This window comes from uncultured Cellulomonas sp., assembly GCF_947494015.1.
GTDB lineage: Bacteria > Actinomycetota > Actinomycetes > Actinomycetales > Cellulomonadaceae > Pengzhenrongella.
Window position 1 is genome coordinate 37,076 of sequence record NZ_CANLTL010000005.1, and the last position, 13,525, is coordinate 50,600.

Here is a 13,525-nt window from a genome sequence, read left to right on the forward strand (position 1 = left end):
CGGCACACACGGTCCCGTGGGACCGTCGACGAAGGAGACGACGACGTGCCTTCCCAGCCGCCCCTGGCCTCCCGGGAGCTGACCCGACGATCGTTCCTGCGCGGCCTGGGCGTCGCCGGGGCGGGGGCCGCGCTGGCGTCGTGCGCGCCGGCCTCCGCGGGGTCCGGCGCCACGGAGATCATCTTCTACCAGTCGAAGCCCGAGGTGATCGGCTACTTCGACGACCTCATCGAGCAGTTCCACCAGACCCAGTCGCGCGTCCGCGTCCGCCACGACGCCACTTCCAACCTCGCGGGATCCTTCGTCCGGGAGTCCCCGCCGGACATCGGACTGCTCAACTACAACTTCGAGGTCTCCCGGTACGTCGAGCGCGGCGTGCTCAGCGACCTCAGCGACATCCCGGCCGTCGAGCGGATCCGGGACGACCTGCAGCCGCTCATCGACGTCACCGCGACGTACCCCGGCCGGACCAGCGTCATCCCGTACTCGCTCATGGCGGCGGCTGTGCTCTACAACCGGGAGATCTTCGACCAGCACGGCGTGCAGCCACCGACGACGTGGCAGGAGTTCCTCGCGCTGTGCGAGACGCTCGCCGCGGCCGGGGTGACCCCGATCTACAGCACCTTCCGCGACCCGTGGACCATCGCGCAGGGCCCGTTCGACTACTCCGTCGGCGGGATGGTCGACACCGCCGAGTTCTTCAGCCGGCTCAAGGAGGCCGGGGTCGACGTCGGCCTGGACCACTCCGTGTCCTTCCAGGAGGAGTTCCTCGAGCCGGTCGAGCGGATGCAGACCTTCCTGCAGTACTCCAACGAGGACGCGGCGAGCCGTGGCTACGGCGACGGCAACCTCGCGTTCGCGCGGGGAGAGGCCGCGATGTACCTGCAGGGCCCCTGGGCGCTGACCGAGATCGCCAAGTCCAACCCGGACCTGGACGTGGGGGCCTTCCCGCTGCCGATGAGCGACGACCCGGACGACCGGGAGGTGCGGGTCAACATCGACCTCGCCCTGTGGATCCCCGAGGCGTCCGGCAAGAAGGAGGCCGCCCGGGAGTTCCTGTCCTTCCTCATGCAGCCCGAGATCATCGACGCCTACAACGCCGCGGCGCTCGGGTTCGGCGTGACCACGGACGCGGCTCCGGTCACGAACTCCACGCTGGCCGAGCTGCGCGAGTACTACGACCGCGGTGCGTTCTACCTCGGCGCCTCCCAGCTGGTCCCGCAGTCCATCCCGCTGCAGAACTACACCCAGTCCCTGGCGACCGGCGCCGAGCCGGAGCGGGTGCTGCGCACCCTGGACGCGGACTGGGCACGCCTGGCCTTCCGCGCCTGACCGCCGTCCGAACCGCCCCACCACCGAAAGAGCCGTCCATGGCCACCACCGCAGCGGCCCCGCCGCAGACCCGCGACACCGCCGCACCGCGGCGGCCGGGCGCCACCCGTCGGCCCGTCCACCGGACCTTCTACCTGTTCCTCGTACCCTCGCTCGTGCTGTTCACGCTGGCGATCACGCTGCCGGCGATCATGGGCGTCACGCTGAGCTTCACCGACTCGGTCGGCTTCGGGGAGTTCGACTTCGTGGGGCTGACGAACTACGTCGCCATGGTCTCCGACCCGGCCATCCTCAGCTCGTACGGCTTCACGATCGGCTTCGCGCTGGTCACCGTCCTGGTGGTCAACCTGGTCGCGTTCCTGCTCGCCGTGCTGCTGACGTCGAAGATCCGCGCGAAGGTCGCCCTGCGGGCCGTGTTCGTCCTGCCCATGGTGATCTCCGGGATCATCATCGCCTACGTCTTCGGCTTCCTGTTCTCCAACACGCTGCCCCGGTTCGGGCAGGCGATCGGGTTCGAGCCGCTCGCCTCCAGCCTGCTGGCGAACGAGGACCTGGCCTGGCTCACCATCGTGTTCGTCACGGCGTGGCAGGCGATCCCGTCGGCCCTGCTCATCTACATCGCCGGGATCCTGTCGATCCCCGGCGAGGTCTACGAGGCCGCCTCCATGGACGGGGCCTCGGCCCGACGTCGACTGGTGTCGATCACGCTGCCGCTGGTCGCCGGGTACGTGGTGATCAACCTGGTGATCGGGTTCAAGAACTTCCTCAACGCCTACGACATCATCGTCGGCCTGACCAACGGCGGCCCCGGCACCGCGACCCGGAGCGTGGCGATGACGATCTTCTCCGGCTTCACCGGCGGTGACTACGCCTACCAGATGGCCAACGCGACCATCTTCTTCCTGATCGCGGTCGTGCTGGCCGGGATCCAGCTGCGCGCCACGCGCGGAAGGAGCGGGATCTGATGACCGCCACGACGCTCACGACCACGGCCGCCGGGCAGGTCCCGACCCGTCGCCGGCGCCGGTTCACCGGGCGGGGCGGTGACGAGCACCCGAACCGGCCCGGCACCGTCGTGCTGCTGGTGTGCTCGCTCGCGGTCTTCCTACCGCTCTACGCGACCGTCAGCATGGCGTTCAAGACCACCCAGCAGTCGGTGAACAGCCGGGTGTTCGAGCTGCCCTCGCCGCTGAGCGTGGAGGGGTTCGTCGAGGCGTGGGACCTGACCGACTTCCCGCGCGGGTTCGCCATCTCGGTGTTCGTCACCGTGGTCACGGTGGTCGGCACGGTGGTGCTGGCCGCGTTCGCCGCGTACGCCATCGCCCGCAACTGGGACCGGCGGTTCTTCCGCTGGTCCTTCTTCTACCTGCTCGCGGCCATGTTCCTGCCGTTCCCGGTGCTGGCGCTGTCCCAGGTGAAGCTGACCGGGATGGTCGGGCTGGCCAACCCGGTGGGCGTGGCGGTCCTGCACGTGATGTTCCAGCTGTCGTTCAGCGTGCTGCTCTTCACCGCGTTCATCCGCGGGCTGCCCGAGGAGCTGGAGGAGAGCGCCAAGCTCGAGGGGGCGTCCACCTGGACCACGTTCCGGCGGATCGTGTTCCCGATGATGGCGCCGATGAGCGCGACGGTGGCGATCTTCGCCTTCCTCGCCTCGTGGAACGACTTCATGATGCCCTCGCTCATCATCGCCGACTCCACGCAGCAGACCCTGCCCGTGCTGCAGAGCGTGTTCCAGACGCAGTTCAGCAGCAACTACAACGTCGCGTTCGCGTCGTACCTCATGGCCATGGCGCCGGCGATCCTGGTCTACCTCTTCACGCAGCGATGGGTGATGTCCGGCGTCACCCAGGGCGCGATCAAGTAGTGGCGCCGCGTGGCCGGGGCGAGGGTGCCCCGTGGTGGCGCGACGCGGTGATCTACCAGGTCTACCCCAAGTCGTTCGCCGACTCCGACGGGGACGGCGTCGGCGACCTGCCCGGCATCACCTCCCGGCTGGACCACCTGGCCTGGCTCGGCGTCGACGCCGTCTGGCTGTCGCCGTTCTACCCGTCCCCGCAGGCCGACGGCGGCTACGACGTGTCGGACTACTGCGACGTCGACCCGCTGCTGGGCACGCTCGCGGACGTCGACGCCCTGCTCGCCAGGGCGCACGGGCTCGGTCTGCGGGTGATCGTCGACGTCGTCCCCAACCACACCAGCGACGAGCACCCCTGGTTCCGGGCGGCGCTGGCGGCCCCGGCCGGCAGCCCCGAACGGGACCTGTACGTGCTGCGCCGCGGGACCGGCACGCACGCCGGCTCCCCGCCCAACAACTGGCAGTCGATCTTCGGTGGCCCGGCGTGGAGCCCGGTCGACGCGGTCACCGGCGACCCCGCGGACGCCGGGCAGTGGTACCTGCACACGTTCGACCGGCGCCAGCCCGACCTGAACTGGGACAGTCCCGTGGTGCGGGACCGGTTCGAGGGGGTGCTGCGGTTCTGGCTGGACCGGGGCGTCGACGGGTTCCGGGTCGACGTGGCGCACGGCCTGGTGAAGGCCGAGGGCCTGCCCGACTGGGACGGCGGACCGGCCGCCATGGTCATGGGCGGTGGCGAGCACGCGCCCGGCTCGCCGGTCGTGGACCTCGGGCCGATGTTCGACCAGGAGGGCGTCCACGACATCTACCGGGCGTGGAACCGCCTGCTGGCCGGGTACCCCGGTGACCGGGCGATGGTGGGGGAGGCGTGCGTGGAGCCCGCCGAGCGCGCCGCGCGGTACGTGCGCCCGGACGAGATGCAGCAGGCGTTCAACTTCCCGTACCTGCAGTGCCGTTGGGACGCCGACGCGCTGCGCGAGGTCATCAGCGTCTCGCGCGAGGCGGACGGCGCGGTCGGCGCGCCCACCACGTGGGTGCTGTCCAACCACGACGTCGTCCGGCACGCCTCGATGCTGGGGCTGGCGGACACCGGCCGGTCGCCGAACGGCATCGGGGCCGACGACCCGCAGCCGGACGCCGCCCTCGGGCTGCGCCGGGCCCGCGCCGCCGCCCTGCTCACCCTCGCGCTGCCCGGGTCGGCGTACCTGTACCAGGGCGAGGAGCTCGGGCTCCCCGAGCACACCACGCTGCCCGACGAGGTGCGCCAGGACCCGATCTGGTTCCGCTCCGGCGGCACCCAGCGGGGTCGCGACGGGTGCCGGGTGCCGCTGCCGTGGCAGGCGGGCCGCCCCGGCCTCGGGTTCGGCCCGACCGGACGCACCTGGCTGCCGCAGCCGGCCGACTGGTCCGCGCTGGCGGTCGACGTCCAACGCGACGACCCGACGTCGACGCTGCACCTGTACCGCGACGCGCTGCGGCTGCGCGCCGAGCTCGGCCTCGGCTCGGGCGACCTGCGCTGGACCGCCCTGGACGGGGTCGACCACGCCCAGGTGCTGGCCCTGTGCGTCGGCGCCGTGCTCGTGGTGGTGAACTTCGGCGACGAGCCGGTCACCGTGCCCGCGCACGGGGCGACGCTGCTGCGCAGCGACGTGCCGGCCGCCGGCGCGGACCCCCGTGTGCTAGGACGAGACACCGCGGCGTGGGTGAGCGTCGGGTGACGGCCGACGCCGTCCCCGGCCGCCCGCTTCACACGCCCGCCTCGCCCGCCCGCCTCACCCGCCCCGAGCGCCCCGCAGCCGCCCCCGAGCCCGCCCGACCCGAGGAGCACCCCGCATGGACGAGCTGTCCACCGCCGCCGAGCACGACGCCGCCCACGCGGGCCTGTGGCCCGACGGCCCGCCGTGGTGGACGAGCGCCGTCGTGTACCAGGTCTACCCGCGCAGCTTCGCCGACTCCGACGGCGACGGCATGGGCGACCTCGGCGGCATCACCGCGCACCTGGACCACCTGCAGCACCTCGGCGTGGACGTGGTCTGGCTGTCGCCGGTGTACCGGTCCCCGCAGGACGACAACGGCTACGACATCAGCGACTACCGCGACATCGACCCCACCTTCGGGACGCTGGCGGACTTCGACACGCTGCTGGCGCAGGTCCACGCCCGCGGCATGAAGCTCGTCATGGACCTCGTCGTCAACCACACCTCGGACGAGCACCCGTGGTTCGTGGAGAGCCGCAGCTCGACCGACAACCCCAAGCGCGACTGGTACTGGTGGCGGCCGCCGCGCGCCGGCATGGAGCCCGGCGCCCCCGGCGCCGAGCCGAACAACTGGGGCTCGGCGTTCTCCGGTCCCGCCTGGGACCTCGACGAGACGACCGGTGAGTACTACCTGCACCTGTTCTCGCGCAAGCAGCCCGACCTCAACTGGGAGAACCCCGAGGTCCGCGCGGCCGTGCACGAGATGATGCGGTGGTGGCTGGACCGCGGGGTCGACGGCTTCCGGATGGACGTCATCAACTTCATCTCCAAGGACCCCGCCCTGCCCGACGGCGTCGTCCCGGACGGCAAGGTGCACGGCGACGGCCACCCGCACTTCGGCTACGGCCCCCGCCTGCACGAGTTCCTGGCCGAGATGCACCGCGAGGTGGTCGCCGGACGACCCGAGCGGCTGCTCACCGTCGGGGAGATGCCCGGCGCGACCGTGGAGCAGGCCCGCAAGTTCACCGACCCCGCGCGCGCCGAGGTCGACATGGTGTTCACCTTCGAGCACGTGGGCCTGGACCACGGGGCCTCCAAGTGGGACGTGCGCCCGCTGCGGCTGACCGACCTCAAGGCGTCCTTCGGCCGGTGGCAGGCCGGTCTGGCCGACGTCGGCTGGAACAGCCTGTACTGGAACAACCACGACCAGCCGCGCGTGGTGTCCCGGTTCGGCGACGACGGCGAGCACCGGCGGGACTCCGCCACCGCGCTGGCGACGCTGCTGCACCTGCACCGGGGGACCCCGTACGTCTACCAGGGCGAGGAGCTCGGCATGACGAACGCCGGCTTCACCCGCATCGACCAGTACCGGGACATCGAGTCGGTGAACTACCACGCCGAGGCGCTGCGGTACGGGTGGGCGACCGAGGAGGAGGTGCTCGCGTCGCTGTCGGCGATGAGCCGCGACAACGCCCGCACTCCCGTCCAGTGGGACGCCGGCCGGCACGCCGGGTTCACCACCGGGGAGCCGTGGATCGCGGTGAACCCCCACCACACCGAGATCAACGCCGCCGCCCAGGCGGACGACCCGACGTCGGTCCTGGCCCACTACCGCCGCCTCATCACCCTGCGGCACGAGGAGCCGGCGGTCGCCCTGGGGGACTTCACCATGCTGCTGCCCGACCACGAGCAGGTGTACGCCTTCACCCGGGCGCTCGCCGGGACGTCGCTGCTCGTCCTGGTCAACGTCTCCGGCGAGGAGCAGGCCGTCGACCTGCCGGCGCCCGACGCGTGGTCGGACGCCGAGCTGTTGCTCGGCAACCTGCGCAGCGAGGCGTCGGCGGCCGACCCGCTGCGGCCGTGGGAGGCCCGCGTCCACCGCCGCACCACCGCCTGACGGCCGGCGCGGCGGTCGGCGCACTGCGCCCCCGTGTCCACGGACCGGGCCCGTGAACCACGATGCGAGACGCGACGGACCCGGGGTGACACCTGCCCGGAACGCGGCGTACTGTTCCGGGTGTGCAGACGACCGTCGTAGTACTTCCCGAGCGCGCAGGCTAGAGGCCCCTCGCACGGTCCGTCTGCGCGCTTCCCCTCGACTGGCTCGCTCCCGGGCCCCGAGGGGTTTTTTTGTGCCACCGCCCCGGTGGGCGCGAGATCACCGGGCACCCGAGCAGTACCGCACGAGAGCCAGGAGAGACCGATGGTCCAGGGTCACCACCCGGCGCCACCGCGCACCAGCGATGCCGCCAGCACGCCTGCTCAGACCGCCCCCCGTCCGGCCGCGCCGCAGTCCGGCAACGGCCGGCTCGCCCCGGTACCCCGGCCGGTCACGGTCGCACCGCAGGCCGTCACCGGGGCGCAGTCCATCGTCCGGTCGCTCGAGGAGGCCGGGGTCGACGTCGTCTTCGGCATCCCGGGGGGTGCGATCCTGCCGACGTACGACCCGCTCATGCACTCCGAGCGGCTGCGGCACATCCTGGTCCGGCACGAGCAAGGCGCCGGTCACGCCGCCTCGGGCTACGCCCACGCGACCGGCCGGGTCGGCGTGTGCATGGCGACGTCCGGCCCCGGGGCGACGAACCTGGTGACGCCGATCGCCGACGCCAACATGGACTCGGTCCCCATGGTCGCGATCACCGGCCAGGTGGGCGCCGCCATGATCGGCACGGACGCGTTCCAGGAGGCCGACATCGTCGGCATCACGCTGCCGATCACCAAGCACAACTTCCTGGTGACCGACCCCGACGAGATCCCGCGGACCATCGCCGAGGCCTTCCACATCGCCTCCACCGGCCGGCCCGGCCCGGTGCTGGTCGACATCGCGAAGTCGGCGATGCAGGCGGCGACCACCTTCTCCTGGCCCCAGGACCTGCGCCTGCCCGGCTACCACCCGGTCACCAAGCCGCACGCCAAGCAGATCCGCGAGGCCGCCCGGCTGCTGGCGACGTCGCGCCGCCCGGTGCTGTACGTCGGTGGCGGCGCGATCCGCTCCGGCGCCGCGGCCGAGCTGCGCCGGCTCGTGGACGCCTCCGGTGCGCCGGCCGTCACCACGCTGATGGCTCGCGGGGCGCTGCCGGACTCCCACCCGCAGAACCTCGGCATGCCCGGCATGCACGGGACCGTCGCCGCCGTGGCCGCGCTGCAGAAGGCCGACCTCATCGTGGCGCTCGGGGCACGGTTCGACGACCGGGTCACCGGCAAGCTGGCGAGCTTCGCGCCGCACGCCGCCGTCGTGCACGCCGACGTCGACCCGGCCGAGATCGGCAAGAACCGTGCCGTCGACGTGCCGATCGTGGGGGACCTGCGCGAGGTCATCGCCGACCTGCTGCCGGAGCTCGAGCGCGAGCACGCCCAGCACGGCCGGCCGGACCTCGAGGGCTGGTGGCGCCAGATCGACGACTGGCGTGAGACGTTCCCGCTCGGCTACGACGAGCCCGACGACGGCCACCTCGCCCCGCAGCACGTCATCCAGCGGATCGGCGAGATCTCCGGGCCGGAGTCGATCTTCGTGTCGGGCGTGGGGCAGCACCAGATGTGGGCGGCCCAGTTCATCCGGTACGAGCGGCCGAACTCGTGGCTGAACTCCGGCGGCCTGGGGACCATGGGCTACTCGGTGCCGGCGGCCATGGGCGCCAAGGTCGGCCAGCCCGACCGCACCGTGTGGGCGATCGACGGCGACGGCTGCTTCCAGATGACCAACCAGGAGCTCGCCACCTGCACGATCAACGACATCCCGATCAAGGTCGCCGTCGTGAACAACTCCTCGCTCGGCATGGTGCGCCAGTGGCAGACCCTGTTCTACGAGTCCCGCTACTCCAACACCGACCTGCACACCGGTCACGGGACGGTGCGCGTGCCGGACTTCGTCAAGCTCGCCGACGCCTACGGCTGCGTGGGGCTGCGCTGCGAGACCAAGGCCGACGTCGACGCGACCATCAAGCGGGCGATGGAGATCGACGACCGCCCCGTGGTGGTGGACTTCACCGTCTCGCGGGACGCGATGGTCTGGCCGATGGTCGCGGCCGGTGTCAGCAACGACGAGATCCAGTACGCGCGCGGCATCAGCCCGGCCTGGGACCGGGAGGAGTGATGCGGCGCATCGGCCTGCTCGGCGGCACCTCCTGGGAGTCCAGCGCGCACTACTACACCCAGCTCAACGAGGGCGTGGCGCAGCGGCTGGGCGGGCTGCACTCGGCCGACCTGCTGCTGCGGTCGGTGGACTTCGCCGAGATCGAGCAGCTGCAGCGGGCGGGGGACTGGACCGCGCTCGGCGCCCGGTACGAGGTCGAGGCGCGCGCGCTGGTCGCCGCCGGGGCGCAGGTCGTCGGCATCCTGGCGAACACCATGCACCTCGTGCACGACGACGTGGTGCGCGGGGCGGGCGTGCCCGTGCCGCACGTCGTGGACGCGGTCGCCTCGGCGGCGACCGGGCTCGGCGTGCGCCGGCTGGCGCTGCTCGGCACCCGTTACACCATGGAGTCCTCGTTGTACCCGGACCGGGTCGCGGCGCACGGGCTGACGGTGTCGGTGCCGTCGGGTGCGGACGCCGCCGAGACCAACCGGATCATCTACGAGGAGCTGTGCCGCGGGGTCGTGCGGGACGAGTCCCGCGCCGCGCTCCAGCGGGTCGCCGGCCGGCTGGTGGACGAGGGGGCCGACTCCGTCGTGCTCGGGTGCACCGAGCTGGCCATGATCCTGGGACCCGACGACCTGCCCGTCCCCGTGCTCGACAGCACGGCGCTGCACGTCCACTCCCTGCTCGAGGCGGCGCTGGAGCCGCGGACCGTCCACGAAAGAGGTGCAGCATGAGCAGGCACACGCTGTCGGTGCTGGTCGAGAACAAGCCCGGCGTCCTGACCCGGGTCGCCGGCCTGTTCGCGCGCCGCTCGTTCAACATCCACTCCCTCGCGGTCGGCCCGACCGAGCACCCGGAGATCTCCCGGATCACGGTGGTCGTGGACGTCGAGGAGCTCCCGCTGGAGCAGGTGACCAAGCAGCTCAACAAGCTCATCCACGTGCTCAAGATCGTCGAGCTCGAGCAGAGCGCCTCCGTCCAGCGCGAGCTGCTGCTGGTCAAGGTCCGCGCTGACCTGGCCCAGCGCAGCCACGTGCTCGAGGTGGTCGAGCTGTTCCGGGCCCGCGTGGTCGACGTCGTCCCCGACGCGGTGACCATCGAGGCGACCGGCAGCCCCGACAAGCTCGCCGCCCTGCTCGCGGCGTTGGACCCGTTCGGCGTCCGCGAGATCGTGCAGTCCGGCACCGTGGCGATCGGCCGCGGGTCGCGCTCCATCACCGACCGGGCGCTCGAGCGCGTCACCCGGACCGCCTGAGGTCCCCTACCGACTGACCTGCACGACACCAGCAGTACATACCGAGAGGATCCACACCGTGGCAGAGCTGTTCTACGACGACGACGCCGACCTGTCCATCATCGCCGGGCGCAAGGTCGCCGTGATCGGGTACGGCAGCCAGGGCCACGCCCACGCGCTGAACCTGCGCGACTCGGGCGTCGACGTCCGGGTCGGCCTGCGCGAGGGCAGCTCCTCGCGCACCAAGGCCGAGAACGAGGGTCTGCGCGTGCTCACCGTCGCGGACGCCGTGAAGGAGGCCGACGTCGTCGTCGTGCTCGCACCCGACCAGGTGCAGCGGCACGTGTACCGCGACGAGATCGCCCCGAACCTGGCCGACGGCGCGGCCCTGGTCTTCGGCCACGGCTTCAACATCCGGTTCGGCTACATCACCGCCCCCGAGGGCGTCGACGTCGTCATGGTCGCCCCCAAGGGCCCCGGCCACCTCGTGCGCCGCGAGTTCGTCGACGGCCGCGGCGTGCCGGTCATCGTCGCCGTCGAGCAGGACGCGTCGGGCAAGGCGTGGGACCTGGCGCTGTCCTACGCCAAGGCGATCGGTGGGCTGCGGGCCGCCGGGATCAAGACGACCTTCACCGAGGAGACCGAGACGGACCTCTTCGGTGAGCAGGCCGTGCTGTGCGGCGGGGCGTCGCAGCTCGTCCAGTACGGGTTCGAGACCCTGACCGAGGCCGGCTACCAGCCCGAGGTCGCGTACTTCGAGGTGCTGCACGAGCTCAAGCTGATCGTCGACCTCATGGTCGAGGGCGGCATCGCCAAGCAGCGCTGGAGCGTGTCCGACACCGCCGAGTACGGCGACTACGTCTCCGGACCGCGGGTGATCGACCCGCACGTCAAGGACAACATGAAGGCCGTGCTGGCCGACATCCAGTCCGGCGCGTTCGCCGAGCGGTTCATCTCCGACCAGGACAACGGCGGCACGGAGTTCGCCGAGCTGCGCGCGAAGGGCGAGGCGCACCCGATCGAGGCCACCGGCCGCGACCTGCGCAAGATGTTCGCCTGGGTCAAGCCGTCCGACTCCGACTACGTCGAGGGCCACGCCGCCCGCTGACCCCGGCGCCCCCGGGCGCCCCGCACGCCCCCGGGTGCCCCGCACCACCCCGCCGAGTGCGACCTTGTGGACCCTTCACGCGAGCTGAGCGGTCCGCAAGGTCGCACTCGTGCGTCCGGGCCCGCCGAGTGTGACGTTGTGGCCGTTTCGCGCGAGCTGAGCGGTCCGCAAGGTCGCACTCGTGCGTCCGGGCCTGCCGAGTGCGACGTTGTGGGCGTTTCGCGCGAGCTGAGCGGTCCGCAAGGTCGCACTCGTGCGTCCGGGCCTGCCGAGTGTGACGTTGTGGGCGTTTCGCGCGAGCTGAGCGGTCCGCAAGGTCGCACTCGTGCGTCCGGGCCTGCCGAGTGCGACGTTGTCGGCGTTTCGCGCGAGCTGAACGGTCCGAGACGTCGCACTCGGCGCGCGGGGTGGGCGCGCGGGGTGGGCGCGCGGGGTGGGGCGAGGCGGGGGGCCGGGTTGGAGGGTCAGGATCGGTCGTCGAGGGGGCGGCCGACGGCGTCGTCGGCCTTGACGGCCTCCCGCTCGCCGCGCGGTCGGTCCTCGCCCACGGTGGAGTCGGCGTCGGTCTGGTGCTCGGCCTCGGCGTTGATCTCCGCGCCCAGCAGGATCGCCAGGCACGACAGCCACATCCAGACCAGCATGACCACCACGCCGGCGAGCGCTCCGTAGGTGCGCGCGTACCGGTCGAACTCGGCGACGTACAGCGAGAAGACCGCCGACGCGACCAGCCAGAAGCCGGTGGCCACCAGCGCGCCGACCGTCACCCAGCCCACCCGCGGCTCACGCCGGTCCGGTGCGTAGCGGTAGATCACCCCGAGCGACAGCGCGAACACCACCGAGACCAGCACCCACCGGCCCAGGCCGAGCAGGAAGCCGCCGTCGACCACCGCGGGGAAGACCGCGACCAGCGCGAGCAGGACGAAGAACACGACCACGGTGCCGAGGGTGAACACCAGCGCAAGACCGCGCCGCTTGAGGTACCCCGACCGCTCGCGCTCCTCGTAGACGAGGTTGACCGAGGTCAGCAGGTGGTCCATGCCCACGAAGGCCGACCACAGGGCGATCAGCAGGGACACGATCAGCGCGATCCCCAGACCCTGCTGGTCGCTCCGGACCAGCGTCGCCATCTGCCCGGCGACCAGGTCCGACGCCTCGGCGGGAAGGGTGGTCGACAGCGCCTCGACCTGCTCGCCGAGGTCGGCCGGGGTGCTGACCAGGCCGTAGAGGAGCACGACGGCGATCAGCGACGGGAACAGCGCGAGGAAGCCGAAGAACGCCACGCCGGCGCTGATCAACGGCAGCCGGTCGTCGACGGACCGGCGCAGGGCACGCACGACGACCTGACGCCAGCCGCGCGGCGGGATCTGCGTCGGTGCGTCGGCGTGCGCGCCGGGATGGGCGAGCTCGTCACGGTCCAGCGTCATCGACTCACCTCCGCGTGGGTGCGACCAGTGTGGTGCGCGCGGGCCGGGCGTGCTGCCGGACGGCGGGTCGGGATGTCACCGCGGTGCGGCCGCGGCGCACCGCGGGCGCGCCCGTCGGGGATCATGGTCCGCATGAGCCACGACGACGCAGCGCCCGACGCAGCTCCCGACGACGCGCCCGACGATGCGCCCGGCGGCACCCCGGTCGGTGTGCCCGACGGCGAGGAGATCGCCGCCTTCTGGGAGCTCGCCCGCGGGCGCGCCGGGCTGGGGCGCCTCGCGGCGGTCGTGGGCACCGGCGCCCGGGCGAGCCTGCCGCCGCCCGCCTGGGCCCTCGGCGACACCGCCGAGGAGGCCGACGCCCAGCTCGCCCGGGTGCTCGCCCGCACCCGGACGGCGATGACGACGGCGCTGTGGGAGCTGGCGGACGCCGACGTCGCGCCGCCCGAGCGTGGTGATCTCTCGATCGTGGTCGACGGACGTGGGCACCCTCGTGCGCTGATCCGCACCACGGCGGTCCGCCAGGTCCGGTTCGCCGACGTCGACGCCGAGCACGCTGCGGCGGAGGGCGAGGGGGACGGCTCCCTCGAGGCGTGGCGGGCCCGCTACGCCGGGCGCCTGGCGCAGGCGGCGGCCGTGGCGGGGCGCGTGCTCGACGACGACACCTCTGTGGTGCTGGAGCAGTTCGAGGTGCGTTTCCCGACCCGCCCGGCGGCCGCCCCGGCCGTGCGCGAGCCGGCGCTCAGCTGACCGGGATCTGAGACGCGCGTCCGCCTGGTGGGACCCGATGGCTAGGG

11 protein-coding genes are annotated in these 13,525 nt (G+C 72.2%); 10 read left to right on the forward strand and 1 reads right to left on the reverse strand.

The genetic code is table 11. The features are described from left to right. The first annotated feature begins 45 nt into the window (after positions 1-45). From Q0840_RS07035 to ilvC, 9 genes are all read left to right on the forward strand, one after another. On the forward strand, positions 46-1,332 hold the full coding sequence (locus Q0840_RS07035; RefSeq protein ID WP_298458007.1) for an ABC transporter substrate-binding protein: 1,287 nt from the start codon (positions 46-48) through the stop codon (positions 1,330-1,332). Positions 1,333-1,370: 38 nt separating this feature from the next. Then, complete coding sequence (locus Q0840_RS07040) at positions 1,371-2,297, forward strand: carbohydrate ABC transporter permease (protein WP_298458010.1); 927 nt, start codon at positions 1,371-1,373, stop codon at positions 2,295-2,297. Further along, the gene (locus tag Q0840_RS07045; RefSeq protein WP_298458012.1) at positions 2,297-3,196 is read left to right on the forward strand and encodes a carbohydrate ABC transporter permease; all 900 of its coding nucleotides are present in this window, start codon (positions 2,297-2,299) and stop codon (positions 3,194-3,196) included. Before Q0840_RS07040 ends, Q0840_RS07045 begins: the two co-directional genes overlap by 1 nt. Further along, entirely contained in the window at positions 3,157-4,905 is a 1,749-nt protein-coding gene (locus Q0840_RS07050; protein ID WP_298458015.1) for a glycoside hydrolase family 13 protein, read from the forward strand. Before Q0840_RS07045 ends, Q0840_RS07050 begins: the two co-directional genes overlap by 40 nt. Positions 4,906-5,020: 115 nt before the next feature. Next, positions 5,021-6,781 carry an alpha-glucosidase gene (locus Q0840_RS07055; RefSeq protein ID WP_298458018.1) on the forward strand — a complete coding sequence of 587 codons (1,761 nt, stop codon included), beginning with the start codon at positions 5,021-5,023 and terminating at the stop codon, positions 6,779-6,781. Between the two features lie 306 nt (positions 6,782-7,087). Further along, complete coding sequence (locus Q0840_RS07060) at positions 7,088-8,977, forward strand: acetolactate synthase large subunit (protein WP_298458021.1); 1,890 nt, start codon at positions 7,088-7,090, stop codon at positions 8,975-8,977. Continuing rightward, positions 8,977-9,696 (forward strand): aspartate/glutamate racemase family protein, encoded by a 720-nt coding sequence (locus Q0840_RS07065; RefSeq protein WP_298458024.1) that lies wholly within the window; start codon positions 8,977-8,979, stop codon positions 9,694-9,696. Before Q0840_RS07060 ends, Q0840_RS07065 begins: the two co-directional genes overlap by 1 nt. Continuing rightward, entirely contained in the window at positions 9,693-10,217 is a 525-nt protein-coding gene (gene ilvN / locus Q0840_RS07070) for an acetolactate synthase small subunit (RefSeq protein WP_298458026.1), read from the forward strand. Before Q0840_RS07065 ends, ilvN begins: the two co-directional genes overlap by 4 nt. 58 nt (positions 10,218-10,275) lie before the next feature. Continuing rightward, complete coding sequence (ilvC, locus tag Q0840_RS07075; RefSeq protein ID WP_298458029.1) at positions 10,276-11,304, forward strand: ketol-acid reductoisomerase; 1,029 nt, start codon at positions 10,276-10,278, stop codon at positions 11,302-11,304. A gap of 464 nt (positions 11,305-11,768) precedes the next feature. Here ilvC and Q0840_RS07080 read toward each other — a convergent pair whose 3' ends face one another. Further along, a complete protein-coding gene (locus tag Q0840_RS07080) occupies positions 11,769-12,728 on the reverse strand; it encodes a YihY/virulence factor BrkB family protein (RefSeq protein ID WP_298458032.1) in 960 nt (319 codons plus the stop codon). A gap of 132 nt (positions 12,729-12,860) precedes the next feature. Between Q0840_RS07080 and Q0840_RS07085 the strand changes: the two genes are divergently transcribed. Further along, the gene (locus Q0840_RS07085) at positions 12,861-13,478 is read left to right on the forward strand and encodes an ASCH domain-containing protein (protein WP_298458034.1); all 618 of its coding nucleotides are present in this window, start codon (positions 12,861-12,863) and stop codon (positions 13,476-13,478) included. Positions 13,479-13,525: the final 47 nt, after the last annotated feature.

What these genes read in the sequence shown, in the direction of transcription:
- Q0840_RS07065 (WP_298458024.1), top strand. Translation starts at nt 8,977, where the DNA reads ATGCGGCGCATCGGCCTGCTCGGCGGCACCTCCTGGGAGTCCAGCGCG.
- Q0840_RS07060 (WP_298458021.1), top strand. Translation starts at nt 7,088, where the DNA reads ATGGTCCAGGGTCACCACCCGGCGCCACCGCGCACCAGCGATGCCGCC.
- Q0840_RS07050 (WP_298458015.1), top strand. Translation starts at nt 3,157, where the DNA reads ATGGGTGATGTCCGGCGTCACCCAGGGCGCGATCAAGTAGTGGCGCCG.
- Q0840_RS07080 (WP_298458032.1), bottom strand. Translation starts at nt 12,728, where the DNA reads ATGACGCTGGACCGTGACGAGCTCGCCCATCCCGGCGCGCACGCCGAC.
- Q0840_RS07055 (WP_298458018.1), top strand. Translation starts at nt 5,021, where the DNA reads ATGGACGAGCTGTCCACCGCCGCCGAGCACGACGCCGCCCACGCGGGC.
- Q0840_RS07085 (WP_298458034.1), top strand. Translation starts at nt 12,861, where the DNA reads ATGAGCCACGACGACGCAGCGCCCGACGCAGCTCCCGACGACGCGCCC.
- Q0840_RS07045 (WP_298458012.1), top strand. Translation starts at nt 2,297, where the DNA reads ATGACCGCCACGACGCTCACGACCACGGCCGCCGGGCAGGTCCCGACC.
- Q0840_RS07040 (WP_298458010.1), top strand. Translation starts at nt 1,371, where the DNA reads ATGGCCACCACCGCAGCGGCCCCGCCGCAGACCCGCGACACCGCCGCA.
- ilvN (WP_298458026.1), top strand. Translation starts at nt 9,693, where the DNA reads ATGAGCAGGCACACGCTGTCGGTGCTGGTCGAGAACAAGCCCGGCGTC.